The following is a 26,238-nucleotide window of genomic DNA, read 5'->3' on the forward strand; positions in this document are numbered from 1 at the left end:
TATATTAATTGTGCCTAGAGTTAATTGTAACAAACTTGTCACAAGATAAACTCAATGTGTCATCCTCACGTTACATTTAAAACTTATTATTCCTTCTGAATAACATAACAGGAAAAAGACTGAATATGAAAAAGTAAAGGAAACTAAATAATAAATTGATGCCTATAAAATTAGCAATGATGTCATTTTAACAAATAGGTTTATGTATATGAATTATGACTTAAGTTTGGCAAGAGTAAGACAAAGAACGCAAATAAAGCAATTCAAATTAGGAAAAGAAAATACTCTTTTTAGTGCTAAAATTTCTAAGATTCCAGGAGCAATCTATTCAAATAGCCTCGATATTTATTCTAAAAAGGAAATCAAAATCTCCTCCACCGAAGCGGCCCATATTATAGAGAAAAATGGAAAATTTAAATCACTTATCTGCCATGTAACTCCAAGCTCCATAAAAAAATTAAAACAATTTGGTCTCATTCCTGCTGAAACACCAATTTCACAAGCTATCAATAAGTTAGGTGAATACCGACAGATCATTCTTAAACGAGCCTATGAACATCATAAGGTCACCTCTCTTTATAAAGAAAAAGCCTCCTTACTGGATTTTTCTCAAGATTTATTAATGGCATTAGAGCCATTAGAATGTGGCGCTAATACACTAGATGGATATCAAGAAAAAAGTCAGAAAATTGCTATTCAATCAAACATTCAAGCAACAATAACACAATTATCTAAATATAAAGCCAAACACCGCAACACCTTAAATTCATTATGTGTATTCGATAAAAATGCCCTTGATAAAATAGACTTACTCTATGAAACTTTATTTACAAGCTTAAATATTTTATCCATAACTATTAAGAACGCATCCTTTGAAGAACTGCAAGTGCTCTTAAGACCAACGGGCCCAAAATCCATTCTTACACATATAAAAAATATGGGTATGGCAATTGTTGTAAAAACACAAGAACTCAATCAAAATATTATCTACAGTCGCCAAGCAAAATCCTTTTTTCGGGGTGAATTAAATAATGCTTGCGAAGAGGCACTCAAAGTAATTCAGAATTATGAAGTTGATCCACATAATCCTATTTTACCCGCACATCAAGGAAACTTTAATCATAGTACCCGTACAATTGCTGTTGACTTCTCTGGACTTGGCGAGGAAAAAATAAAACATCTCATCTATGCTCTTAATGAAATATCCGATCAAGGCATTCAAAGTCGAGATGAAAAATATGTATTAGGGGAAATAGAGTTAAGCTCTTTTGATGCCTCTAATAAAAGATCAGGGAAAAATTTTTCTCTGGCTAACTCGTTTAAAAATATTTTTCGAGGGGCTCTATTTGTACTAAAGCAAGCACTCTTCGGAGTAGCATATTTCCTAATAAATTTAACTATAGATTTGCCTGTTTCTTACCTTACTACTCTTTTCTCTTTTGGCTCTCTAAAAATTTCTCCTTTAAGCACATTTCTTTTTCCCCCAAAAAACCAAAATGGCGCAACACCCTTAGTTAAAGAACTTCTCGAGTCGTGCTCATTTAAGCAAAACAGTTTTGGGTCGAATAGTGGGCGAAAACTCGCTTTATTAGCAGTTAATTTATTCAAAGACTTAGGACATACATTCTTAGATATACTTTACCGTTTAGGTCTTGGTTTTTATGACATTGTTTTAGATGCTAAAATAAAATTCAACAAAGGCGAGCGAACGGCGCAATGCCAAACAATTTTATCTCATATTAATGATTCTATTAGAGCAATACAGGAAGAAAACACAAAACAACTCGACTCCTTGATGGAACAGGAAAAAAGTATAATAAAAGCTCAACAGAAATGCTCTGAAAATACCAACTCAATATTAATAACAAGTCCTGAAGTAGCCAGTGTCCCCTACCATCTTAGCTCTGGTGAATGGCATGATATAATTAATGTAATATTTGATAAAATAAAAACCAATCTGGATGAAGAAATTACCTACGCTCTAGCCAAGCATCCCTTGCAAACAAATCTAAATTTAGTGTTACAACTTGGGGCCATACTTTCCATGCTCACCCCAACAGCAATTCCTCAAGTAACCCAAATATACACTCAGATATTCTCCCTTTTACAAAATACAGTAACCACTATTTTCCCCGAGGCTGCTTTAAATGCAGGGACTCAGATAATAAATAATGATATGGTCAAATACATCCAATTAACTCAAATGCTCGAAAATATAATTGGCTTCAATCAACCTTTAGGTATTGATACTGAAGAAGGTAACGCTGATAAGCCAATAATGAAAGGTAACTCTTTTGGACAGAACCTATTGGGTCAAACCTCAATGCAAAATGAGACATGCCGACGATTTTTACAAATGGAAGTTATTCAACTTCTCTTAACGAAACAAACTGTACTTCCCTACTTATCTTATCGAGAAAAACGTTTACTGATGATGACAATTGAAGAATTGTTCACGGATATTAAAAATAAAGAATATCTTATAAAAGGATTATCTAGTTTATTATACCCTTCTACAAAAAAAACCTCTTTAAACCAAACATTAACTATTATCTTTGATTACATTTCATTATTAACTCGCTGTCTTTTGAGTCCTATAACGTTTTCTTTTAGACCCTGGTATGAACTTGAAAATAAAATAATTAAAGATTTAACTCGTATTGTGCACGCAGCAAGTAGACTATCTAATGCGTTATTTAACCTGGTAGTACGAATTTTTATAAGAGCGCCTGGAGATATTATTGTCAATGAAGTTGCTGCAAGAGTAGAAGGAGCAATTCATAATAATAAACACAGTATCTCTCAAATTTCTTATCAATTAAGCCAATATTGCAATCAATCAATGGAACACATTCGACAAAAATCTTCATCAGGGGCGGATATAATGCGACACATGGCTACTTCACCATCGCCACAAATAGCACTCAAAAATGCGACCTCTTATTTGTATACTGATGGTTTTTTTGCGCGTGAAAAGGGTGTTAATTTCAATGAGCTTACATGCTCAATGAATACCCACTTGAGGTCCTAACTCATTAGGAAGAATGGTATAATTAACGCCAGTTATGGATAAAGATATAATTATAACGAGTCTCTATCACGAGCCGTTCGGGCTGAGGAGGCGCACCAGCGCCGTCTCAGCTCGAACAGGTCGAAGTAATAACCCGCTCTCTTATCCATAACTGCCGTTAATTAAAATAATATGTCACAACTAGGATAATAGGAGTTTTTGGTGAGTAAGGCTTTTACTAAAGAAGATAATGAGGATACTGAACCAGAGCGTCCAGACATCCAGTTACCCAGTATCAAAAATTATATGACCCCTAATGGTTTTGCAATGCTACAAACCGAATTACGTGATTTAATGAGTAATGAAAGGCCGGAAATTGTGAAGATCGTAAGCTGGGCAGCGAGTAATGGGGATCGCTCAGAAAATGGGGATTACATTTATGGAAAAAAGCGTTTACGTGAAATTGATAGACGCATTCGCTATTTGACAAAACGATTAGAAAGCGCTCAAATAGTCGATCCTAAACTTCAAGTAGGTCTTACCCAAGTATTTTTTGGCGCCACTGTTCACTACGTCAATGAAAATGGTGAATCTCATTCTGTCAAAATTGTAGGTCTGGATGAAGCAGATATTAATGTAGGAAAAATAAGCTGGGTTTCACCCTTGGCGAAAACATTATTGAAAGCTAGAGTTGGAGAGAATAGGACCTTACGAGTTGGTGATAAGGAATGTACTTTAACGGTGACAAGTATTTCTTACATTGTATAATTTTATATTTAAATTCAAGTGATTGACATTTACAACCAGCTTTTTCGAAAACCTCACAGGCAGTTATAAGCCTTCCTCTCATAAAGTTCACAAACCCAGTCCATGAATGAAATACTCTTTCATTCATAATTATTGTTTAATGCATAGAGTAAAAAAGAAAAGTAATCCAGCCTTAAGAGTTCCTTAATATTATTTATTTAAAATTCCCCAATGTTTTTTTATGGACAATATTATGCCCGTATATTCCATTCAATCTCCAGTAGTTCTGTTTACTCACGATGAATATGGAGCGCGATTATTATTTCAACAGGGTGAAGCAAATCCAAGAAATCAATTAGGTAAAAATGGAGTTAGCTTACATCATTGGTTTAATTCATTATTTTATAAAACAATAACTATTGAAGCACCCTTAATTGATGAGCATGGCAAACATCAAAAAAACCAACGCTTTATAATCAATAAAAACAGCTTGATAAAATATATCGGCTCCAGTGCTTCAAATAACGACAGCGATGAAGTACTTATTAAGAAATTGCATGAAAAAATGTATCACTCCCCATTAAATCAGCCGACTGAGGAAGATAAGTTAAGACAAAAACAAGCAGGCGATCATTTACGTCATGCTGGTGAATACAACCACATAAAAATGAAATACTCTTTGTGGGATAATTTAGTGGGAAAATTTTTAAGCTGGCTTTTTCAAAAGACTATAGCCAGTTTTAATTCTTTTAAAGCACGATTTTTAATAGTACGTACGGAAAAAAATTTATTTGAAGCTGGTGAAGTCTTAGCAAAAACTCGCTTCCATGAAGCTTATACAGATGTCCCTGCTTATAAACATCATATTACCCGTTTCCAAGGCAAGCCAGTTGCTCATACTACCTTGCGTGATATACCAATAACTACCAAAGACAATTACATTAAATATCAAAAGTTTGACTCAGATACACACTTTTATGGTAAATATCCTGTATATGCAAAAGTGGATACATCTACTGGCACCTCAGGTAAACCTACCGCTTGGGTACGTGGCGAGCGAGAACTAAATGCTGTTAAAAAAACTTTAGCGTTGGCCGAGAAGGCACAATTTGGTAACCGTAGAATCGCATTTATTAATGCTTTTGCCCTTGGTCCCTGGGCAACAGGATTAACTGCTTATGAGCTTATGCGAACTACGGGGAGCGTTTTTGCTACAGGTGCTGATAAAGAAAAAATTCTTGATGAGCTCTTACGTATTAAACACTATGAAGCACATCAACTTGAACTGAAACTAGATCAACTATATGAAAAATATCCAAGTATTACGCCAGAAGAGATGCAAGTAATCCGTAAATTTGTCGCGAGTAGTTTAAAAAATGCTTTAAAATATAGAGATACCTCGTTTGAAGACCTCTTAGCACAACAATTATCCTCATTGGATAACAAAGAAAAACGCTTAATTGAACAATATAAAAGTAATATTGTAGCAATAGCGCAAAAGCTCAATCAAGAAAAAGTACAAATACTACTAACAGGATATCCTCCATTTCTCAAAGATTTAGCGACATACATTAAGGCTAAAGGACATCATTTAAGTGATTTCTCGGTTGTTGGTATCGTGGGTGGCCAAGCAAATTCAGAAGCCATGCGTGATTCCCTCATTAAAGATGGATTTATTAATATTTATTCTTCTTATGGAGCATCTGATTTAGATGTCAATTTAGGTGAAGAAACAGATGATGAAATTATTATACGTAAAGCAATAGAGCGAAACCCTGGATTAGCACGTGAACTCTATGGAGTTAATAGAGGCTTACCAATGATATTTCACTTTGATCCGATGAACACTCATGTAGAATGTGATGATCATGAGGAAAATAAAGACAATTTAATATTTACTTGTACACGTGATGATCGTTCTTCACCAAGAATTAGATACAATCTGGGTGATAAAGGTAGAGTTTATGCCGCGAGCGATGTACAAGCGTTATTAGCTAAATATGGAATATTTCATCAACCCAAATCACCTCTTCCTTTAATGTTTATTTGGGGACGTGATTCAACTGTAGTATTTAATGGTGCTAATTTAGCATTTACTGAGTTAGAGCGTGCTATAACCAATATTGATACTAAAGGACAAATTCTTAAAAAAGCATTTTATAGTTATCAAGATAATGAAGGAAATGATCAGCTGGAGTTTTGGCTAGAGCTCGAAGAAGGTGTTGAGTTATTTGATGAGAAAACAATGGAGCATTATGCTAAAAATCTCATTTCTGAACTGGTTAATATCAATCAAGATTTTCGTTATCAAATTGAACATCTTAATGATGGTACCGCATTGCCAATGGTTCGTTTCTTTAAGCGAGGCCAAAGCCCAATTAGTGAAGCAGAGGGGCACCGTAAACAAGTACTAGTGTTCCAAAAAGAAAACCTACCAGAAAACTATAATTTCCCAGGACGAGATGTTTGTCGTGGAATAAGAGTGCCTATGAATCGTGCTCTATTAACTGCCGAGCAAGAACAATCCACTGCTTTAGCACCTACAGTATCTTTGAAGTAAGGGGTATAATTAATGAGTAAAAAAATTTGGCGTGAACTTTTGGAATATGGCCGTTGGGCTCCATCACCTCATAATACCCAACCCTGGTTATTTAAGTTTGATGAAAACAATCCCCAAAGTATCACTTTACTTTATGATCCTAAACGTTTAATTCCTGGAACAAACCCCACGGGCAGTTTTATGCAGGTTGGATTCGGCATTCTCAATGAAACCTTATCTATTGCTGCAGCACCACGGGGTTTTGATATTGAAGTTCAATATAGGGTAGATCAATTAGACGCCAGCAAACCAGGACCGCAACCTTTAGCACACTTAACGCTTATCCCTCGTAAAAAAGAAGAAAAATTAAATAGACAGCTCATTTTAGATCGCAGAACATCGCGATTACCCTACAATGGACAGCCCGTTCAATTCGAATTGCTCCAAGAACTTGCCGCTATTGCTAAAGAATATAATCATCTTTTTGAGTTTTCTAACGATCAAGCGGAGGTAGATTGGGTCATTCGTCTTAATGCAAATACGATGTTTGCCGACATGCGTGAAGTTGTGGCACGTAATGAGGTTGGTTCTTGGATGCGTTTTAGTAGAGAAAGCGCTGAAAAAAAAGCAGATGGTCTTGCCGCATATGCCATGCAGATTCCTGGTGTTGTTATGTGGCTTTTTGTGCACGCTAATTGGATATTCAATATTCCCGGGGTTTATCAATTAGTGCGTTGGGTTTATGAGAAAACGATGCAAGGAACCGCTACAGTCGCTTGGATTTCTGGGCCGTTTGATACACCAACTGATTGGGAAAAAGCAGGTCATATGATGGCTAGAATATGGCTCACTATGACTAAATTCGGTGTGTATTTACATCCTTTTGGTAGTGTTATTACAAATCATGAGGCGCACAAAGAGATGGACGAACATTTCAAAAATGATTCGCGTGAACATGATTTATGGATGCTAATGCGCTTAGGTTACGGGGATACCCCTCCTCAAGCACAAAGATTACCTTTAGATCAAATGATTATTGAAAATAAGCCAGAGCAAAAGACACACCCTAATAATTTCTTTCATACACACCAGAGTGACTCTTCAGAGCAACAGCAAGAAGAATTTAATTATGCTTGTTTCTAATCTCTTAGTATCCGTGGCGCTGGATGTAACGGATAGGGTACACACCTTGATGGAAACTATTTGCCAGTACTTATCAAGCAAGTTGATGCGCCCACTAAACAAATTACAGGCGACGGTGCTTATGATAAGCAAAAATGCTATGAGTGTGCCCTTATTATTTTTTTATTCGGTAACATTAATTATAAGGCAATTCGTAAGTATGGTTGAGCTTGAACAAGATAAATTATAGGTATACAATTGACCACTTTGTTCATAAATTTGGTTGTAAATAGGAAATGAAAAGTAAGTTAGAGCAGTTAAAAATACGGGTCAAAACAATTGAAGAAAATAAGGATAATGTAGATAGACTTAGACAGTTACAACAATTTATTACGAAAGAACGAGACAACTTAGTAGAGGAAGCTATTACCGAGTTAATTGAGTCTATAAATAAAGAAAATATTGAGATTATAATCATCTCAATAGGAAGTGGGAATGCACCAAAACAACAAAGTCCAGCTTTTTTAAGGCATTTCGGAAAAGCAACGGTTTTAAATATAGACGGTGCATTTAGGGACGAAAAAAGTACTAAAAACGATAACGCTAACATAGAATATATACCCTCTATTATTTCCTCCGAGAGTACGCCGAAAGCTTATGAACAATTAAAAAAAGCTATATCTTATTGGACTCATGCAGGGAAAAAAGTAATTTTTATGAATCATACTTTTCCAGGTGGTCATAATTATTTTAATGATATTATCAGGCAGAATTTGGATATGTTGGGTAGTACATTCAGTTACATTGGATCTTACCATCAAAACCAACCTGTTGCGGTTTATTCAGAAACTTTTCTCGACACAAATAAAGGAAGTACAAAAGAAAAAGTTGATCTTAAACGAAGAGTTTGGGCAACTGGAAAAACTTTTACCGATAATGAGCTTCAACAATTATTACAACCACAAGATTATGCATATGGCAATTTCTATTGCGATCTTAATCAGATTGTTCCTAATAATTTATTTCCCAAAAATAATGAAGAAGTAAAAAGGACTATCCAAGAGGCAGTTAAAAAGATAAAAGAGTTTAAATATGATGATTTTGATCTTCAGAAAAAAAACAACAAACAGCAAGTATTAGATTACCAAAAATTAGTAAAAAAAGAGTTTCATGCGTTCATGAATTCGAAGGAAATGATATCAACATATTTTTTGGGGAACAAAGAAGATCAAGAAGAATTAAAGCAAGCTTTTCAGAAGAAAATAAATGAAATAGATACAGCTTGTAAAAAACAAATAAGCAACATAAGTTACACAAATTCCGTTTCTGTATTAATAGATATGCACATCAATCAAAATCAAAAGCCAAGTTTTGATACCGATGAAGAATTTGCAAGAATGCTTCAAGAAGAAGAATTGATTAATGCAGGACTTATAAAAAAGCAGGGATTTTAAGAGACATTTAATGTAATACCTTATCGTAAAATTTTACACGGGTAGATCAAGTTTGAGGTTTTAAATCACCAGTTACGAACTCTATAGGCTTTTTTAGTCATTGATAAACTCTTATCTTTGACAAATAGAAGTTATACCCTTTAGATTCGTAACACCATATTTTTTATAGTTTTTTTACATCCCAGAAATTAAAAAGCAGATTTTATAAATCTGCAACGACACTGCTTTATGGCAGGATCCATGTGGTGTGAATCTATTGGCACCAACATTAACATCAGTTATGGATAAAGATATAATTATAACGAGTCTCTATCACGAGCCGTTCGAGCTGAGGAGGCGCACCAGCGCCGTCTCAGGCCGAACGGAGCGAAGTAATTACTCGATCTCTTATCCATAATGGACGTCATTAAGGTCTTGCAAGGCTGGATGTCGCGCATAAAGCGCGACACGTAGGGAGTGGCTCTAAATCTCATCAAAGTATTTTTTTAACGTTTGTTGTACTTCCAAGTTAAGCTTACCTGAATTTGGATCTATAGCACTTACCGTATCGCCAAGATAACCAATTGCCCAGAAAAAAAGGTTATTTGTTTCCATATTATCTTGTAAATAAGGCATTAATGAATTTGTAAAAAATGCTTTTCCTTTTGCAGTTTTCCAAGAAGCTTCCCCAAGGACAACAGGATAGCCTGCTTTATATAAAAAGCCCCATGACCAATCAAAACGTAATTGGCTTGCCATACCTGGCGAAGTTTCCCACCCAGCAACTTCGGCAGGATATACATGAGGTGAAAAGACTAAATGGCTATTTTGAGCTTGCTCATCACCCATTAACCACTCTAAAGCAGATTGATTTATTCCTTGCTGAATTAACTGATCTTTTAATTTAACTGCGTCAAAAACAGCGACTCCGCTTTGAGCCAATCGCTCATCGAGCAAAGGCTTAAAATCTTCGCCCCAATTGCCTTTAAAAAACACTCGTTCAAGGGTACCGCATAATGAAGGATCAGGAGAATGACTATATCCATTATCATCAGGTACTTGTGATCTAGGAACACAAATAATCGGATTATTTGAATCATCATTGCCAGAGTCTGGGCCTTCCACAAATAATAATAAATCAGGATTATTGTTTTGTACTGCATTTGCTGCCGTGGCTATAACTTTTGTCCAAGGGACTTGAGAATCATGTGTTTTAAACCAATTCAAACGATAAGGTTCATTAAAAATATCAATGCCTAGTACATTATCTAATTGGCGCTCTTTAATTTCTTTCGCTAAAAAAGCAATATCTTGTTCGTATTGCTTCATATCATAAACAGTTCCATCACGCATTGCATCACCATATCCTTGGCGGTGATGGATATCAATCATTACTTTGATATTGTTCTTTTTTAATTCTTGTAAGACAATCCAAAAAGCTTGTTTTGGGCTAACTGCCTTTTCACAACCAGTTCCATTGCTCTGCCAAGTTTTACAAAAAACACCATTACCTGCACTTGGTATGGCCTTGTCAGAAAGCCATTTATTTAAATCTACTTCACGTTGATCATCATAAAGTACTTCGGGTTGGATGGGTAAACGTATGGTTTTAAAAGACACTGCTGAGCTTTTATCAACCCCTGAATCAGGAAATTCCCAGGGTTTACTGATTAAATCCATCATCCCAAAAGATCTAGGATTAGATTGAAGTGATGGAATTGCATAAAAGGGGTTGCTTTGTAATCCTTGAAGAACATTTGTATCTTGAAATCCAGACCATGATAATCCATCTACATGAACAACCTGGCCTTTTTCATCATATATTTTACTCTCTCGAGTTTGATAGGAGTGTGCATCCAATGCAAGTATTAATAAGGAACAACAACCTAATACTTTCATTTTTTTCATTCAATAAGCCTCCAAATTAATGTATATAAACGAAAAATGTGCGTAATTTAACCACTAAAATGTTATTTTACAGCGATAATTGTAAAAATTTTGCTAAAAATTAACAAAAAAATAACAAATCCAAGGTAATTAAAGAGAAGAATAACGAGGTCCTTAGCCGTAATAGCAGCATGTGCATCCAGCGCAATAGACCTCTAACTGAGATTTTGGCAGAAAAACAAGGAATTAACCGATACGGGCAAAACGACGATCACTTTCATAAATTGATTGTTTTACCAACTCATCCATATCTGCACTTGGCTCACAAGACTGATAAGCTGTTTTTAATGGAGAAATATCTACCGTTGTTTTAGTCACATCATTTTGCAAATACCCATCGAGATTTCTAAAGGTAAGGTATTTATCTATAGCAAACTCGTGACACTGTGCCATAGTTTCATCTTGGCATATGGAAAACTTGATTAAATGTTCTGCGTGAAATGGCTCTTGGCTTTTTGAAAAAACATATTGCAGGTCATAAAGCAAACTATCGGCACCAGCGCAAAAATAATAGCCTGATTGAAATTTATTGTTCTCGAATATATCGCTACGAATATATCGACCTTCCCCAGGTTGTAACCCTGAAAGAGCCACAGTATGAGCAGCTACTTCTTTAGGATCATTAGCAAAAGCCAAACCGGTTAAAATAAAACCCAATAAAATCGAGGCTACTTTCATCATTTTGTTTTAGCTCCTAATGTGAAATAAATATCCCTTGTCCTGTTTATTATCCTTAAACCAGACCAAGGAACAAGAAAAATTAAGAGACATTGACATTTCATTATCTACCCTCATACATAAATCGAGACAAGTAGAGGCATGGAGATAAATTAGCAACAGCCCTTAATAATTGATAACTTTAACAAATTTTTTAGCACTAATGAATTTCAGCACAGCATTATATCCTATTTCATACGATTAGTGTAAAAAATTGTAAATTAATTCGTATTTTGATCGAAAAAAATCTCATTATAGAATGGAAAATAAACTTTTTATTCAAAAAAAAAGCTTTGAATCTAAAAATAACTATTTGATTTCATGATAAAAAACTTTTCTATTGAAAAAAAATAAGTTATAACATCCTTACCATAGCTTATGGATCGGTAAGCACTAGGATGTGGTGGCAGCATGATGCTGAAAAATATTTTTTCATGGAGTGAGAAAATGAACAGTAAAGTATTTTCGCAACGGTTCAATCGCGAATTAGCTTCTTTAGGGTTCCCAGAAGAGTTAACTGAAAAAACAAAAGCTGTATCTAAAGTATTTGGTGTTTCACGTCATTTAGCAAACTCCCTTATTTTTGGACATATACTTCCAGGAGCTGAGCAACTCAACAAAATCGCTGAAATTTTGGAAGTTTGCCCTCAATGGTTAGGTGGTGCTAGTGACCGAAAAAGAACTTATCTAAACCGCGAGACAGCAGATAGCGTGTCTTAATAACTAGGGCATTTTCATCCATTGATTCCTTAGCCATTTGAGATAATTATTGAAATTATTATATACTGTATATATAAATAATCTTGCTGTATCAGCTTCTATTAAGATTTGATACAGCAAAGTATTTCTTATATCTCTTTAAATGCTTTGAGTTCGCGGATTATAACCATCATGGAATGCTTAAGTTTTTGTATTGGTAAGTCAATTGATTTAACACGCGTAGATAATTATTTTAAAAACGCATCTAGTGAATTTACAGCGATTAAAACTCGCGATGTTCTAAAGCTAAATGCAAATCATAATAAAAATCATACTGTATTTATTTTTAAAAACGGGGCTGTAGTTTCGTGGGGTGTTAAACGTTATCAAATTAACGATTATCTAAATATTGTAAAGAGCCTGGTTGATAAACCTGTGGCTCTTTTGGTACATGACGAGTTTCATTACCAATATGACAGTAAAACCACTATAGAACCCCATGATTTTTTTGATGTAGATTGTTTAACTATTGAAGATGATAGCGATGAGTTAAAACTTAGCCTGTCTTATGGATTTTCTCAATCGGTTAAGTTGCAGTATTTTGAAACAATTATTGAAGTGCTGATCGAGAAGTACAATCCTATGATTCAAAAACTTTCACTAACAGGTGAAATGGAAATTAGTCGTACGCAAATACAACAAATTATTGGTGAAATTCTTGGTGCTAAAAGCGAAATGAATTTAATTAGTAATTTTCTTTATCATCCAAAATATTTTTGGCAACATCCGACTTTAGAAGAACACTTTACGATGCTTGAACGCTACTTGCACATACAAAGACGCGTCAACGCAATTAATCATCGTCTCGATACTCTAAATGAAATCTTTGATATGTTTAATAACTACTTGGATAATCGACATGGTCATAATTTGGAAATAATCATTATCGTTTTAATTACTTTAGAAATTATTATTGCGGTGCTAAATTTGCATTTTTAATCAATTAATAAGAGCAAATTTCATTAAAACCAGCTATTCTTAACAGAAATAGTGACAATTAATAAAATTATGCTAAGCAATACAAATCAACTCAATGAAGATCAACTTAAGGATCTAGAACAATTAAAAACCATCTGTAAAAAAAGCGATGGCAGTGTTCCTAACTTATATACTCACTTATTAATCCAAAAAAGAAACTTTCCAACCATTCTGTTAGATTATGAAAATCAAAAATTAATAGGTTTCTTAAGTGTTTATTTTTTTTATGATGATGCGGTTGAAATTTCACTACTTATTCACCCATCTTTTCGCCGCCAAGGCATAGCCAAAAAATTGCTTCGCAGTATTTTACCCCTTGTAAAGGAGCAAAATTTTTTCAAATTAATCTTTTCAAGTCCGGCTCATTTAAATCACCCTTGGCTACCTGATCTTGGGTGCACCTATATGCATAGCGAATACTATATGGAACGAAATGATTTAAGCCCTTTACTTGATTACAAAAAGGATTTAACTTTTCGTACCGCAACCGTTAAAGATATTCCTTTTCTTTGTGTTCTGGACGAATCCTGTTTTTTTAAAACCCAAGCAGAGTTAATTCCACGTTTCGAACACATACTCGGTGATAGAGCTTATCAAATCATACTCGCTTTTGAAGACAACCATCTTGTTGGTAAAGCACATTTACGTTGGCAAAAGCATGGAGCAACACTTTCTGATATTGCAGTATTACCAATAAGACAAGGGAAAGGATTGGGAACCGCTCTAATAGCGCACTGCATTAATTTTGCTTTAAGTGAAGGAAAACCGCATCTTAATCTCGATGTGGAAACACATAATCAGAAAGCACTCAGCCTATATACTCGCCTTGGTTTTCTCACTCAAAATGCATGCGATTATTGGGAAATAGATCTCTACCAATTGGAAAGGCTCATTAAACCGAAACATAGCAATAAAAAAGTATAGATCCGATGGGGGTAAACAAAAGTAACGATAAGTAGCTACTGGAAGCAGATCTACTTGTTAGAGAGTAAACTGATTGCTCATTGTGAAAGCGCTTATTGAAAAATTAAGTTCCTTTAGAAGGAAAAATAGTCCATCGATCGCCACTAATTTTAGGTTAACTAGAGCAAACTCCAGTAATAGCGGACCTTAATAAATGTTTACTCAATATAGAACTTGACAAAATTTAAAGCCCACCTTTAGTATTGGACTGAAAAAAATGGAGCAATTCAATTCTCATTCATTTTTTATACTTATATTTTAAAAACGAGTTTGCTGTTGATAAACACTAAAGGATCATTAATGAAAAAAAGGGTTGTAATAACCGGTATGGAAATAACTTCTTCCATAGGAACTGGACTCAGCAAATTCTGGGAGGCCGCAAGTCAAGGACAGTGCGGAATAAAACGCATTCAATGCTATGATCCCTCTCTTTATCCAACCCAAATAGCAGGTGAAATAACTGACTTTTCATTAGAACATCTTCCTGAATTGAATAAAAATAAACGCTACGTCCGTGTGGCTCAATTTGCATTATATTGCACACAAAATGCACTATTACAGTCCAGACTTACTGAGCATGAATTGCGTCAGGCAGCAACATACATCGGTACAGGAATGGGAGGCTATCCTGAATCCGAAGCAAGTTATAAGATGTTTTTCACTAATAACTGGAAAAAGATGCAGCCTTTAACTGTAATTAGAGGCATGGCAAATTCCGTTGCAAACTTTATCGCTATTGCATTTGGTATCGGTGGACCTAACTCTACAATTTCAAATGCATGCGTTTCATCAGCTGACGCTATAGGTGCAGCTTACCGACAAATTTCTCAAGGCATCATTTCTACCGCTATCTGTGGAGGAACCGAAGCGCCTCTTTGGGAATCCATGATGTCTGCTTGGTGTAAACTCAAAGTAATGTCTATTAATAACGAAAATCCAACAAAAGCCTGTCGTCCATTTGATCTTAATCGTGAAGGAATGGTCATGGCAGAAGGAGCTGGAATTTTAGTTCTTGAAGAATTAAGTCAAGCACAAGCACGAGGCGCCCCCATTTTTGCAGAAATCATTGGATTTGGTGCCAGTTGTGATGCGTTTCACATTACTGCCCCTTCTTCTGGAGGACAGCAACGTGCAATTCAGGCTGCCTTAGATGATGCAAGAGTATCGCCTCAAGATATTCAATATATAAAAGCACATGGCACCGGAACTACCTTAAATGATGCCACTGAAACCCAAACCATTAAATCCATATTTGGGGAAAGAGCCTATGAGATTCCAATCACTGCACAAAAAGCGATGATCGGTCACTCTATAGGTGCCTCTGGAGTAATGGAAATTATTTCTTCATGCTTGAGTCTACAACATGATTTATTATTACCAACAATCAATTTAGAAACTCCAGATCCTGTTTGTGATCTCGATTATGTTCCTCATCAAGCACGTAAAAAATCTATTGATATAGCATTATCCAATCATTTTGCCTTTGGAGGCGCTAATGTTGCTTTAATTCTACGTAGATTTGTGCGCTAGAAAAAAACATCACTCTCTGGGGAAACGGCGTTGTTGGGGGGAGCAAATATGGGGCGTAGAGTCTCATATTTTGTTTAAAATCAATCATATAGATTTGAGACATCGCCACTTTAGTAAATAAATTAATAATCTTACATCTAATAATCAACTGAGAGAGTAGAGTCTCTATAGTTCTGCATGTTATCCCCAAAATAGGACTTAAACGAAATATTATGTTCTCGACTAAGGAAGTTCTTTTTTTAATCTGTATTCGCGCAACAACGCCGCTTTCTTAGAGAGCCACATTTTTTAGAAATTGAATACTTCTCCTCGAAATTAGAATTTATTGATCGCGACTTTAGGAAAAACTCCAAGCAAATCCCCGCGGCCAAGCCGCAGGATATCGGTTTTTCTCTTTTTAAAATGTTAAGGCTTGCATACATAAGGTGAGCATAAAGCCCCCTCAGCGCACTTTGTAAGCATTCCATTACAACGATGTAGCATGCTTTGAGTCATGTTAGAGAAAAAATCACTGATGCTGATTTTGTAAGACTCATTGATATTGCATTGAAAGGCTTTAGAAATTGACTTCGAAGCGCTTGCGGGTGGTGCGTTTAATTTGTTGATCATACATTTCTCTGAAATTCAAATCTGTTAATAAATAGTCCAATAATGGTGTCGTGCATCAACTCAGATTTTGAGACACAAATTATTTTTCTAGCCAATCTTTTGATACGCATACGTAGCGTTAAGAACTTTCTTTCTATTTTTTGTGTATTGCGCTTACCTTCTTCATGCAATTGATAATGAGCCAATTGAAATATTTTGCCACATTCAATAGCGCGATATTTATAGCGTCGCTCTCCTGTAATTGATTTACCATTTCTTACTACATCGGTGCTTGAGCAACGGACACAACATACTTCCATTACGGCTCAAAAAGTGATGGTCACTTTTTGTGACCATCTCTCAGAAACAAGTCGCGGCACATAGGCGGTAGAGATGAATTGTAAACACATCCAAGTGTTATCTATATTTTTTTATTCCGGTTCAGTATAGTATCTCTCGGAAATTTGAACTATTAATAAGGATTTTTATGAAAAAATTTCTTTTATCCATGAGCTTAGGTTTAGCTCTTGTATCGGGAGAAGTCTACGCTGGTGAAAAACTGGCTCAATTAAATACACAAGTAAAGGATATGTTATCACGATATCAAAGCACAACAACTAGCGCGCATTTAAATTTCAATTCTTTTGAATTTGAAGAAGATTCTGCTTCTCCATTCGTTGAATTTGCGCTAAATGGGCTTTATCGCAAAATAGGCTCAAAAAATACCGTTGAATTGAAAATAGATAATTTTAGTTATAATAAGACCGGGTATCACGACCTTATGTTTATCTTTAAAGGTTCGATAGGAATGGATCTAAGACATAGCGGCGGTCCTAGAGTTTCTGATTGGATTTATATGATAATATCTCAATTGTTAACTAATTATATGCAACCATATGAAAATGCTGGAACCATTAAGTTTATAATAACGTCTAATCCCCAAAATGGTGAGGATGAAAACTATACCATCGATACGGCTGTTATCTCAGCTAGAATAGATTTATCTAAGTTACCACAGGAAATCGATAAGGAATCGGTGCAATTCACAGAGCTGACCATGACTGTTACCGTCGAGCCTAAAAAAGGAATTATGATTGATGCATATTTAGTAAAAAATTTTGAATATACAGAGTTTCTTGAAAATGAACGAAAAGTAAAAGAAATTTTTAACAGTGTGCTTTCTGGAAATCCAGAAAAATTGGAAGTAGTTCATACCTATATCGAAGCATTTAAAACTTTTTTAGATCAATTTGCTCCTGACAATAGTCTAAAATTTGGAGAGATCACCAAACTTTTTGGCGTTGTTGAATAAATTAAATTAAGGCAAATATCACTCCAATTGGTTTCGTCGCATAAATTTCTCCAGTGCCGGCTGGAGAAACGGTGGACGAGCCTATGCTGCGAGCCCGTAAAATTGTTCAAAGATGGACTGATTATTTGCTTGAAGATGCTTCCTCTTCCGGAGCATGTGGTGAAGTTCAATCCCGCTAACCTAGATTCTGCTCAATGAAATGCCTTGAATCCCTTCAGGCACTTAAAAACGCTAAATAACAATTCTATAGTATATAAATGAGATATGACTGAGGCTTGGTTAAGAATAGCATCATCACCTCCCACTAATTTTTCCCAATCCGCAAATTCAGCATCCATACCTAATACCTGAGAGTCCCTCTCTAAGGCCAATAATCCCTAATATAATCTGACTAATTTTATGCAGAATTTGGAGTCGATTTTCTTTACCTCTCTTATTTTGCAAGTAAACTCAAAGAGATAAAATCAAGTTGTCTAAAACGTGGCATTGGAGGTTTCTTGGGTATATAATCAGCTATTTTACAAAAAGGCCAACAAATGAGTTATTCACTATCTGATATAGCAAATATGGTGCATGGGATAGTCATTGGGGATGACTCGATAAGAATTTCTTTCCTATCACCTATCGATGAAATTGCTCCGGGAAGCTTGGTATTTGCTGATAGTATTGAAAATTTAAAAAAAGCAGAGGCATCACAAGCAGCTGCTATACTTGTAAATCAGCAGGTTTCAATTTCTAGCAAACCCTTAATCCAAGTAAAACACCCATTCAATGCATTTATAGCGTTAATCCGACAATTTAATCCACCACCCAAAATTGTTCCGAATATTCATCCTTCTGCCATTATTGGAAAGGGGGTACAATTAGGAAATGAAGTCTTTATAGGTCCTTATGTAGTGATTGAGGATGGAAGCATTATAGGAAATCATTGTGTATTGAAAAGTCATATTCATGTGGGAGGTGAGGTAATCCTAGGTGACCATACCACCATTCATCCTCATGTGACTATCTATGATAAATGTCACATTGGATCCAGAGTAACCATTCATGCCTCTACGGTTATCGGTTCTGATGGTTTTGGTTATACCTTTATTGATGGCAAACACCAAAAAGTTCCTCATGTTGGACATGTGATTATTGAAGATGATGTAGAAATAGGCGCAAATACAGCTATAGATCGCGCAACAATAGGTTCCACCGTTATTGGCGAAGGAACTAAAATTGATAATCTAGTCCAAGTAGCTCATTCAGTTAAATTAGGGAAACACAATATTCTTTGTGGATTTACGGGTATCGCGGGAAGCACTACCTCTGGCAATAATGTTATTTTTGCTGCAAATGTTGGAGTCAGTGACCATGTACGCATTGATGATGGCGTAATATTGGGGGCACGAACAGGTGTGCCGCCAAATAAGCATCTGAAAGAAGGAAATATTTATTTGGGAAATCCTGCTCGCCCCAAAGACCTTGCAATTCAACATGAGCTTGGTGTCAATCGAATTCCCTCGATGCGTAAAAACATTAAAGCGCTTACAGAACAAGTTGATTTATTGAAAAAGCAATTGTTAGCTAAAGAAGAGGCAGAGTAACTATGACCCCATCCCCATTGATTCTCATTGATGGCTCATCCTATTTTTTCCGCGCCTTTCACGCGCTTCCTCCTTTAACTAATTTAAAAGGCCAACCTACAGGAGCAATCTATGGGGTGGCCAATATGATTAAAAAGCTCATTAAAGATTATCAACCTGAAGAATTGGCCGTAGTCTTTGATGCAAAAGGAAAAACATTCAGAGATGAATGGTATCCTGAGTATAAAGCACATCGGCCGCCCATGCCCCAAGAGCTTAGCTCACAATTTGCTCCTTTAATCCAGTTATTAGAAGCCATGGGAATTCCCATTCTAATTATTGAAGGAGTTGAAGCAGACGATGTAATCGGCACTTTAGCAACACAAGCTACCGAACAAGGCATACCCGTCGTTATTTCTACGGGCGATAAAGATATGGCACAACTTGTCAACGAACATATTTCATTAATTAATACCATGAATAACTCAGCTATGGACATTGCAGGAGTTAAAGAAAAATTTGGTGTTATGCCCAATCAAGTGATTGATTATTTAACACTCGTTGGTGATAGTGTAGATAATATTCCAGGGGTAACCAAATGCGGTCCTAAAACAGCAGTAAAATGGCTCACAGAGTACCAAACTCTTGATAATCTAATCAATAATGCAACTCAAATCGGTGGTAAAATTGGGGACTATTTGCGCGAAAGTATACCCCAGCTCCCTCTATCTAAAAAATTGGTGACCATTAAAACCGATGTAAGCTTACCCTTGGGCTGGGGTGAATTAAAGCCTAATGCTATGAACAAAGAACGTTTAATTACATTACTCCGGGAGTTAGAGTTCAAAAACTGGCTAAAAGAGCTCCTCAGTGAAGAAGAACAATGCGACGACCACGCAAAAGAAACACAAGTATCCTTTGAATTAATTACCACTAATCAACAGTTAAGCCATTGGTTAAACCAATTAGAACAATGTGAAGCATTTTGTATTGATACAGAAACAACAAGCCTTGATATTATGATGGCAGAGATTGTAGGCATTTCCTTAGCAATCGAAGAAGGCAAAGCAGCTTATATCCCACTTACTCACAATGATGGCAGCCCTCAATTACTCCGTGAAGAAGTACTAACTGCATTAAAGCCCATTTTGGAAAACCCTACAATTAAAAAAATCGGTCAAAATCTTAAATACGACTATTCCGTTTTGAAAAATCATGGCATTACCTTAAAAGGGATTCATTACGATACCATGTTAGAATCCTATGTACTCAACAGCGGTTCAGGTCGTCATGATATGGACTCTCTTGCTTTAAAATATTTAGGACATAAAACTATAAGTTATGAAGAAATTGCAGGGAAAGGGGTGAAGCAGCTTCGCTTTGACCAGATTCCTGTCGATAAGGCCGGGGCTTATGCTGCAGAAGATGCCGATATTACCTTGCAACTCCATCATAAACTCTATCCGTTAATTCCAGAGTCAGTACAAAATGTTTTTAGCAATATTGAAATGCCATTGGTGACTGTACTTGCAGATATGGAACGAAGTGGAGTTCTTATAGATTCTATAACCCTACAGCAACATGGAGAGCGCTTAAAAGAACGCATCAGGACATTAGAAGAAGAGGCTTTGCATCTAGCAGGAAAGCCCTTTAACTTAAACTCACCCAAACAACTACAAGAAATTCTTTTTGATTCACATAAATTACCTATCATTGCAAAAACGCCTACTGGGCAACCATCAACAGCGGAATCCGTGTTGCAAGAATTAGCCTATGATTATCGTCTTGCCGCTGTAATTCTTGAGTATCGGAGTTTAACTAAATTAGTTTCTACGTATATTGATGCCTTACCTAAAAAAATTAACCCAAAAACCAATAGAGTGCATACTTCTTATAACCAGGCGGTCACTGCCACAGGCAGACTTTCTTCGAGCGAACCCAACTTGCAAAACATTCCTATACGCAGTGAAGAAGGAAGACTAATTCGTACCGCATTCATCGCTCCTAAAGACAATCTTATTCTTGCAGCTGATTATTCCCAAATTGAATTACGGATCATGGCACATTTGTCACAAGATGAGAATTTGCTCAAAGCATTTGCTAATGGCTGGGATGTTCATGCAGCAACTGCCAGCGAAATTTTTCAAATACCCTTAGAAGAAATAAATAATGAACAACGTCGCCGAGCTAAAGCAATCAATTTTGGCTTGATTTATGGAATGTCTTCTTTTGGTTTAGCAAAGCAAATTGGGGTGGAACGTCACGATGCGCAATATTATATTGACACCTACTTTCAGCGCTACCCCAAGGTACTGGAATACATGAATAACACCCGTCAACAAGCCCATCACCAAGGTTATGTAGAAACGTTATTTGGCAGGCGTTTGTATTTACCCGAAATCAATGCACGTAATTTAGTGCGACAAAAAGCTGCAGAACGAACTGCTATTAATGCTCCCATGCAAGGAACTGCCGCAGATATCATAAAAAATGCAATGATTTGTATCGCAAAATGGCAAAACGCTCATGAAAAGCCTCCAGCAAGAATGATCATGCAGGTACATGATGAATTGGTTTTTGAAGTAAACAAAAATGAAATCGAATCAAGTAAAGAAATAATCCGTGAATTGATGGAGCACACCGTTACACTTTCTGTTCCACTTGAGGTCTCTATTGGCACTGGTGTCAATTGGGATGCAGCTCATTAGATCCATCCCCGTAGCAATGGGCACTCTTATGTGTGTTGAGTTGCCCAATAAATATTTAATGCATCACCGTATTCAAGAGGTTTAATAATTTGACCTCTAACATTTAAGTCTTTGGTTGCAAGTTTATCTTTTGTAGTATAAGCATTGGTTACAATAAATACCTCTATAAAAGTTAACGAAGGCTCCTGACGGATTATCTTAAGCAAATCGATCCCATTTACTTTGGGAATATTAATATCGAGAAGAATCACTTTAGGGTGTATTTTTTTTTCTCCTTCACGACCAAATAATTTATTTAATGCTTCCTCTCCATTAGAAGCAATTTCAATAGCACAGGATTCTTTAACTTTTTTAAATAGCCGCTTTGCACCCTGGGCATCGACGATGTCATCCTCCACATATAAAATATCGACCGTGTTTTCTTGGGGTTTCATAATCATCCTCCTGTTGCACTTTTCCTATATTCACATTGCCCCTAAGCCTGGTAGAATTTAGATTTTGTTTGACGATTCATTCTTCTCCTCTATGTCCCGCGCTTTATGCGTGAGAGCCATTCGGGAGAGTAAATTCTATTTGAACCAACATTAGGTTCTTGCAAAGCTGGATGTTGCGCATAGAGCACAACACGTAGGCAGTGGTGGGAACCAATTGTCAACAGTCTTAGAAAAATCTGAATCAATAAAGACTCCTCTTATAATTATAGTATTGCTTGCATCCGCAATGATGGTTTTATTGCCTATAATTATATATAAATATGAAACTCGGGGACTAACTATGTTTCAATTTGATCAATCCATCAACTTAATGCTAGTGGATGATGATGAAGTTGATATCCAAGATATAAAAAGAACGTTTCAAAAAAATAACATTAATAATCCGCTTCACATAGCAACTAGTGGATTAGACGCATTAAATATGTTATTGGGAAAAGCAGGGGAACAAAAACTGCATCCCACACCTAGAATCATTATTTTAGATATCAATATGCCTAAAATGAATGGCATAGAATTTATGAAAATCATCCGCTCAAATAATCAATTAAAATCATTACTGATTTTTATTCTTACTACTTCAAATAATGAGCAGGATAAAATAGATGCATATAATTTAAATGTTGCCGGATATATCATAAAACCGTTCCAATTTTCCGATTTTAAAGAAGTAGTGAATGTTTTACACCACTATTGGAATCTCCTGGAATTTCCACACAATAATCTTAATTAATCCGTAAAACTGCATGCCTAATTATTGACACTTAATTTCTTAACGTATCTGGGCCAAGTAAATGACATAGTAGTACCATGGCCTACGCGAGATTGAACCATTACTTTGCCACCTTGAAACTCCACAATTTTCTTTACGATACTTAAACCAATGCCTGTGGCTTCTAATTCATCTCGAGATTTAAGAGTTTGGAAAACTACAAAAATTTTATCAAAAAACTCAGGATCAATTCCAGGTCCATCATCTTTCACTGTAAAAAGGTAAAATGAACCCAAAGTATCAATATCAATTGAGATAGATCCATTTTTTCGATGATGATGTTTTATGCTGTTGCCAATTAGATTGGAGAGTACCTGAATTAATGGGGTTTTAGCTGTTTCAAAAATAGGGAAATTTTTCGGGTATTTAATCTTAAATCGACCATCCGGATTAAGACTCTCCACAATATCCTTTAAAATTTCTTGGGTATCAACGGATTCAATATTTAAATCTACTCGACCCGCTCGTGAATATTGCAATATTCCATCAATTAAATTGGCAAGGCGAATCGAACGTTTGCGTAACAGTGTCAAGTTTTCTTTGGATTTCTCATCGAGCTTATCTTTATTATCCTCCTCAATCCAACAAGCCAGTCGTTGTATTGCTCGCAAAGGAGCTTTTAAATCATGTGAGGTAATATAAGCAAACTGTTCCAACTCTTCATTGCTCTTGATAAGTTCATTTTCAATGCGCTTGGCTTCAGTAATATCTCTGGAAATCATTGCATAACCAATAGGAATCGCCTCATCATCTCGACGTATAGTTAAAGTAACTGAGGCGGTAAAACGTGATCCATCTTTACGAATACGTTCAAAGATGCCTTCTGCTTTTCCTTGCTCTAAGGCCGTTTTTATAAACTTTTGAGCCTCTCCCGACTCTATATCTTCAGGTACATGCAACATGAGAATATTGTTTTTGTGAATCATCTCATCAGCTTGATAACCATAATTACGATAAGCACCCTCATTCCATACTAAAATTGTCCCATTGAGATCGGTGCCCACAATGGAATATTCAATAGTGCTTTCCAAAATACTTTGCAGGATACTTTTCGTATAATGAGCTTCTGCTTTAAACATTTGTTCCTCTAAGTCAAGAACGCTTTTTCTTTTTTTAGCGTGAATTTTTTTTCCCTTCTGTGATTTTCTATTTGGGAAACATGGAACATTTATTTCTTGTTTCTTTTGATCTTTCTGCATTTCAAAGGTTAAGCGGTGATATTCCATTATATTTTCTTCCTAAAAATTGGACTTTTCTATTGAACAACAGGAATAGCTTTTATAATAATTATAGCTCAGTTACTTATAACTTCTTGATTCAATATCAACATAAAAATAATTGTTTAATTTTTCTAAATACAATCCATACGGTAACTTGTATGTCGTTGAGTACCTATTGCATGAGAGAATGGTTGAGCTATTTTTCCGCTTAATTCATCAAAGTAATAATCAAGAGTTTTACGAACATCGTTTGGACTTACCGTTTTAGACCAAGTATTATATTCATTAACTATACGGTTATGTTGCATAAAAACTTTAGTAAAAGCTCCGCGCATAAACTCTGAATCTGACCAGGTTATAAGAGGAAGATGGGGGTGTTTTTGTAAGAGTATCGCAGCAAGTTGGGGGCCATGAGTAGAAAATTCATCGATTAAATTCAACTCACCATCAATGATAACAAGATCAGGCACATGACTGTCTATAGCCGATAAAACATCTTGGCTATTATTTTCCACAGTTATTGAAACTGAACCAATAACTGTCTCTAATATTCGAGACAAACAAAATGCATTAAAAGCATTATCTTCAATAATTAATACATGCATCGCGTCGAGACTCCCTGTTAATTAACGGTTAAGTATAAAGATCAAACCTTAAGGAACACTTAAGAAACAATAAATATTTATGCTCTTTTTGGGCTTGGACAAAAACTCTTAACTCAAATACTCGGTTTTAACCCTATGCAAAACCAAGCATCATTAAGGCTCTCTTAAAAAACATGGAAAAATCGCTGACATATAATAAAATTAATATACTTAATGAATATTTATTATCGAGATAGATATAAATTTTGAAAAGTCATGGAGGATATAAATGAGAATTTGGCGCTTGATGGCAGTTGGAGGAGTATTGCTACTTTCTTTAAATCCTACTCATGCACTTACTAATAACATTCTTGTTAATTTTTCTCAACTCGTTCAAGCCATTGAAAATGGTGACGATGTCCGGGCAATTATTCATTTTGATAATTGTCTTGTGAAAGAGCCTACCATTCAAACTCAAATAGAAAGAAGATTAGCAGGAGCCACAACTCGATTTAACTTCACCCACTATTTGCATGCCGAAGAGAAAATTAATGATCAGTTAATAGATACTGTGACCACGTCTATGAAAATTTTTATAGAGCATCCATCAGGAGAGCTCTTAACATTTTCTGGTCGTTTACGCATTTTTGAAGATAATACAGCAACACTGCATCTGGATTTCTTTAATCCTCTTTTGCAGAAGCACCAACTGGTTATCGACTGGCTTTGTACTATTAGTAACGGCCACGATGATAATGGCTTAGTGTTATTCGATTTTTTTTAGCGCGTAGATTATTAGTTTAACTTAGAGAGAATCTCTCAGTTTTGTGTACAACATCCGACTGACAACAGTTGGATGTTGCGCAAAATGAATTGTAAACAAACTCTAGTTATAGAGTTTTTGACTGAGCTTTAACTTCTCTAGGATTCATTTAGTCTATACAATTAAAGATAAAAAAATCTAGTGACCGCCACCACCTTCACCACCATAACCTTTCGCATTATCAGGTATCGTCTGATTCGTTACACAGGAACTAATAAATGGGGAAATTCCGATAAGACAACTAATAAGAATCATTCTTTTTAAAAATTTAATTGTTTTCATTGTATTCCTTATTTAGCATATATTCCTATAGAGATTTTACTTAAATTAAATTTTAAAAGTGAAACCGCTCTAAACTAGTGATACCAGAATAAACTCCAAAGATAAACTCATTGGCACTAAAATATACTCTAATTTTCATTATCAG

General features: G+C 35.6%; 20 protein-coding genes and 2 pseudogenes. 14 read left to right on the top strand and 8 right to left on the bottom strand.

Going from position 1 to position 26,238, the window contains the following annotated elements; all coding sequences use genetic code 11:
- Positions 1-208 precede the first annotated feature (208 nt).
- The 5 genes from DYH34_RS16660 to DYH34_RS16680 all read left to right on the top strand — a co-directional run bounded on the left by DYH34_RS16660 (position 209) and on the right by DYH34_RS16680 (position 8,872).
- A complete protein-coding gene (locus DYH34_RS16660; protein WP_058465758.1) occupies positions 209-3,031 on the top strand; it encodes a hypothetical protein in 2,823 nt (940 codons plus the stop codon).
- 201 nt (positions 3,032-3,232) lie between these two features.
- On the top strand, positions 3,233-3,778 hold the full coding sequence (gene greB, locus DYH34_RS16665) for a transcription elongation factor GreB (protein ID WP_058465759.1): 546 nt from the start codon (positions 3,233-3,235) through the stop codon (positions 3,776-3,778).
- Between the two features lie 232 nt (positions 3,779-4,010).
- Complete coding sequence (locus tag DYH34_RS16670; RefSeq protein ID WP_058465760.1) at positions 4,011-6,317, top strand: phenylacetate--CoA ligase family protein; 2,307 nt, start codon at positions 4,011-4,013, stop codon at positions 6,315-6,317.
- Positions 6,318-6,329: 12 nt separating this feature from the next.
- Positions 6,330-7,439, top strand: coding sequence for a hypothetical protein (locus tag DYH34_RS16675; protein WP_058465761.1), 1,110 nt, complete (start codon positions 6,330-6,332; stop codon positions 7,437-7,439).
- Between the two features lie 275 nt (positions 7,440-7,714).
- Positions 7,715-8,872, top strand: a complete 1,158-nt coding sequence (locus tag DYH34_RS16680) for a hypothetical protein (protein ID WP_058465763.1) — start codon at positions 7,715-7,717, stop codon at positions 8,870-8,872.
- 462 nt (positions 8,873-9,334) lie between these two features.
- Here DYH34_RS16680 and DYH34_RS16685 read toward each other — a convergent pair whose 3' ends face one another.
- Positions 9,335-10,759, bottom strand: coding sequence for a cellulase family glycosylhydrolase (locus tag DYH34_RS16685; RefSeq protein WP_058465764.1), 1,425 nt, complete (start codon positions 10,757-10,759; stop codon positions 9,335-9,337).
- A 225-nt stretch (positions 10,760-10,984) separates the two neighbouring features.
- Entirely contained in the window at positions 10,985-11,479 is a 495-nt protein-coding gene (locus DYH34_RS16690; RefSeq protein WP_058465765.1) for a hypothetical protein, read from the bottom strand.
- A 483-nt stretch (positions 11,480-11,962) separates the two neighbouring features.
- Between DYH34_RS16690 and DYH34_RS16695 the strand changes: the two genes are divergently transcribed.
- From DYH34_RS16695 to DYH34_RS16710, 4 genes are all read left to right on the top strand, one after another.
- Complete coding sequence (locus DYH34_RS16695) at positions 11,963-12,235, top strand: hypothetical protein (RefSeq protein WP_058465867.1); 273 nt, start codon at positions 11,963-11,965, stop codon at positions 12,233-12,235.
- A gap of 171 nt (positions 12,236-12,406) precedes the next feature.
- The gene (locus DYH34_RS16700) at positions 12,407-13,213 is read left to right on the top strand and encodes an RMD1 family protein (protein ID WP_058465766.1); all 807 of its coding nucleotides are present in this window, start codon (positions 12,407-12,409) and stop codon (positions 13,211-13,213) included.
- Between the two features lie 69 nt (positions 13,214-13,282).
- The gene (locus DYH34_RS16705; protein ID WP_058465767.1) at positions 13,283-14,176 is read left to right on the top strand and encodes a GNAT family N-acetyltransferase; all 894 of its coding nucleotides are present in this window, start codon (positions 13,283-13,285) and stop codon (positions 14,174-14,176) included.
- A 339-nt stretch (positions 14,177-14,515) separates the two neighbouring features.
- The gene (locus tag DYH34_RS16710) at positions 14,516-15,745 is read left to right on the top strand and encodes a beta-ketoacyl-[acyl-carrier-protein] synthase family protein (protein ID WP_058465768.1); all 1,230 of its coding nucleotides are present in this window, start codon (positions 14,516-14,518) and stop codon (positions 15,743-15,745) included.
- A 605-nt stretch (positions 15,746-16,350) separates the two neighbouring features.
- On the opposite strand, the pseudogene DYH34_RS18475 reads toward DYH34_RS16710, so the two are convergent.
- Positions 16,351-16,521, bottom strand: a pseudogene (locus DYH34_RS18475) (IS1 family transposase); the annotation flags it as partial.
- Between the two features lie 57 nt (positions 16,522-16,578).
- A pseudogene (locus DYH34_RS18580) lies at positions 16,579-16,653 on the bottom strand (IS1 family transposase); the annotation flags it as partial.
- Between the two features lie 167 nt (positions 16,654-16,820).
- Between DYH34_RS18580 and DYH34_RS16720 the strand changes: the two are divergent.
- From DYH34_RS16720 to polA, 3 genes are all read left to right on the top strand, one after another.
- Positions 16,821-17,645 carry a hypothetical protein gene (locus DYH34_RS16720; RefSeq protein ID WP_058465769.1) on the top strand — a complete coding sequence of 275 codons (825 nt, stop codon included), beginning with the start codon at positions 16,821-16,823 and terminating at the stop codon, positions 17,643-17,645.
- A 536-nt stretch (positions 17,646-18,181) separates the two neighbouring features.
- Positions 18,182-19,234 (top strand): UDP-3-O-(3-hydroxymyristoyl)glucosamine N-acyltransferase, encoded by a 1,053-nt coding sequence (gene lpxD, locus DYH34_RS16725; protein ID WP_058465770.1) that lies wholly within the window; start codon positions 18,182-18,184, stop codon positions 19,232-19,234.
- 2 nt (positions 19,235-19,236) lie between these two features.
- Entirely contained in the window at positions 19,237-21,921 is a 2,685-nt protein-coding gene (gene polA / locus DYH34_RS16730; protein WP_058465771.1) for a DNA polymerase I, read from the top strand.
- A gap of 26 nt (positions 21,922-21,947) precedes the next feature.
- On the opposite strand, the gene DYH34_RS16735 is transcribed toward polA, so the two are convergent.
- Positions 21,948-22,355 carry a response regulator gene (locus DYH34_RS16735; RefSeq protein WP_058465772.1) on the bottom strand — a complete coding sequence of 136 codons (408 nt, stop codon included), beginning with the start codon at positions 22,353-22,355 and terminating at the stop codon, positions 21,948-21,950.
- A 340-nt stretch (positions 22,356-22,695) separates the two neighbouring features.
- On the opposite strand from DYH34_RS16735, the gene DYH34_RS16740 reads away from it, so the two are divergent.
- The gene (locus tag DYH34_RS16740) at positions 22,696-23,145 is read left to right on the top strand and encodes a response regulator (protein ID WP_058465773.1); all 450 of its coding nucleotides are present in this window, start codon (positions 22,696-22,698) and stop codon (positions 23,143-23,145) included.
- A gap of 17 nt (positions 23,146-23,162) precedes the next feature.
- On the opposite strand, the gene DYH34_RS16745 is transcribed toward DYH34_RS16740, so the two are convergent.
- Both DYH34_RS16745 and DYH34_RS16750 read right to left on the bottom strand, forming a co-directional pair.
- Complete coding sequence (locus DYH34_RS16745) at positions 23,163-24,410, bottom strand: sensor histidine kinase (protein ID WP_058465774.1); 1,248 nt, start codon at positions 24,408-24,410, stop codon at positions 23,163-23,165.
- Between the two features lie 125 nt (positions 24,411-24,535).
- Positions 24,536-25,009 (bottom strand): response regulator, encoded by a 474-nt coding sequence (locus DYH34_RS16750; RefSeq protein ID WP_058465775.1) that lies wholly within the window; start codon positions 25,007-25,009, stop codon positions 24,536-24,538.
- 268 nt (positions 25,010-25,277) lie between these two features.
- Here DYH34_RS16750 and DYH34_RS16755 point away from each other — a divergent pair, with 268 nt between their 5' ends.
- Entirely contained in the window at positions 25,278-25,772 is a 495-nt protein-coding gene (locus tag DYH34_RS16755) for a hypothetical protein (RefSeq protein WP_058465776.1), read from the top strand.
- A gap of 177 nt (positions 25,773-25,949) precedes the next feature.
- Here the strand turns inward: DYH34_RS16755 and DYH34_RS18125 are convergent, their stop codons facing one another.
- Positions 25,950-26,093: a hypothetical protein gene (locus tag DYH34_RS18125; RefSeq protein ID WP_165481788.1), complete on the bottom strand. Its 144-nt coding sequence runs from the start codon at positions 26,091-26,093 to the stop codon at positions 25,950-25,952.
- Between the last annotated feature and the right edge of the window lie 145 nt (positions 26,094-26,238).

The sequence above is a fragment of the Legionella cincinnatiensis genome (genome assembly GCF_900452415.1).
Lineage (GTDB): Bacteria > Pseudomonadota > Gammaproteobacteria > Legionellales > Legionellaceae > Legionella > Legionella cincinnatiensis.

What these genes read in the sequence shown, in the direction of transcription:
- DYH34_RS16660 (WP_058465758.1), top strand. Translation starts at nt 209, where the DNA reads ATGAATTATGACTTAAGTTTGGCAAGAGTAAGACAAAGAACGCAAATA.
- DYH34_RS16670 (WP_058465760.1), top strand. Translation starts at nt 4,011, where the DNA reads ATGCCCGTATATTCCATTCAATCTCCAGTAGTTCTGTTTACTCACGAT.
- DYH34_RS16675 (WP_058465761.1), top strand. Translation starts at nt 6,330, where the DNA reads ATGAGTAAAAAAATTTGGCGTGAACTTTTGGAATATGGCCGTTGGGCT.
- DYH34_RS16680 (WP_058465763.1), top strand. Translation starts at nt 7,715, where the DNA reads ATGAAAAGTAAGTTAGAGCAGTTAAAAATACGGGTCAAAACAATTGAA.
- DYH34_RS16685 (WP_058465764.1), bottom strand. Translation starts at nt 10,759, where the DNA reads ATGAAAAAAATGAAAGTATTAGGTTGTTGTTCCTTATTAATACTTGCA.
- DYH34_RS16690 (WP_058465765.1), bottom strand. Translation starts at nt 11,479, where the DNA reads ATGATGAAAGTAGCCTCGATTTTATTGGGTTTTATTTTAACCGGTTTG.
- DYH34_RS16695 (WP_058465867.1), top strand. Translation starts at nt 11,963, where the DNA reads ATGAACAGTAAAGTATTTTCGCAACGGTTCAATCGCGAATTAGCTTCT.
- DYH34_RS16700 (WP_058465766.1), top strand. Translation starts at nt 12,407, where the DNA reads ATGGAATGCTTAAGTTTTTGTATTGGTAAGTCAATTGATTTAACACGC.
- DYH34_RS16705 (WP_058465767.1), top strand. Translation starts at nt 13,283, where the DNA reads ATGCTAAGCAATACAAATCAACTCAATGAAGATCAACTTAAGGATCTA.
- DYH34_RS16710 (WP_058465768.1), top strand. Translation starts at nt 14,516, where the DNA reads ATGAAAAAAAGGGTTGTAATAACCGGTATGGAAATAACTTCTTCCATA.
- DYH34_RS16720 (WP_058465769.1), top strand. Translation starts at nt 16,821, where the DNA reads ATGAAAAAATTTCTTTTATCCATGAGCTTAGGTTTAGCTCTTGTATCG.
- lpxD (WP_058465770.1), top strand. Translation starts at nt 18,182, where the DNA reads ATGAGTTATTCACTATCTGATATAGCAAATATGGTGCATGGGATAGTC.
- polA (WP_058465771.1), top strand. Translation starts at nt 19,237, where the DNA reads ATGACCCCATCCCCATTGATTCTCATTGATGGCTCATCCTATTTTTTC.
- DYH34_RS16735 (WP_058465772.1), bottom strand. Translation starts at nt 22,355, where the DNA reads ATGAAACCCCAAGAAAACACGGTCGATATTTTATATGTGGAGGATGAC.
- DYH34_RS16740 (WP_058465773.1), top strand. Translation starts at nt 22,696, where the DNA reads ATGTTTCAATTTGATCAATCCATCAACTTAATGCTAGTGGATGATGAT.
- DYH34_RS16745 (WP_058465774.1), bottom strand. Translation starts at nt 24,410, where the DNA reads ATGGAATATCACCGCTTAACCTTTGAAATGCAGAAAGATCAAAAGAAA.
- DYH34_RS16750 (WP_058465775.1), bottom strand. Translation starts at nt 25,009, where the DNA reads ATGCATGTATTAATTATTGAAGATAATGCTTTTAATGCATTTTGTTTG.
- DYH34_RS16755 (WP_058465776.1), top strand. Translation starts at nt 25,278, where the DNA reads ATGAGAATTTGGCGCTTGATGGCAGTTGGAGGAGTATTGCTACTTTCT.
- DYH34_RS18125 (WP_165481788.1), bottom strand. Translation starts at nt 26,093, where the DNA reads ATGAAAACAATTAAATTTTTAAAAAGAATGATTCTTATTAGTTGTCTT.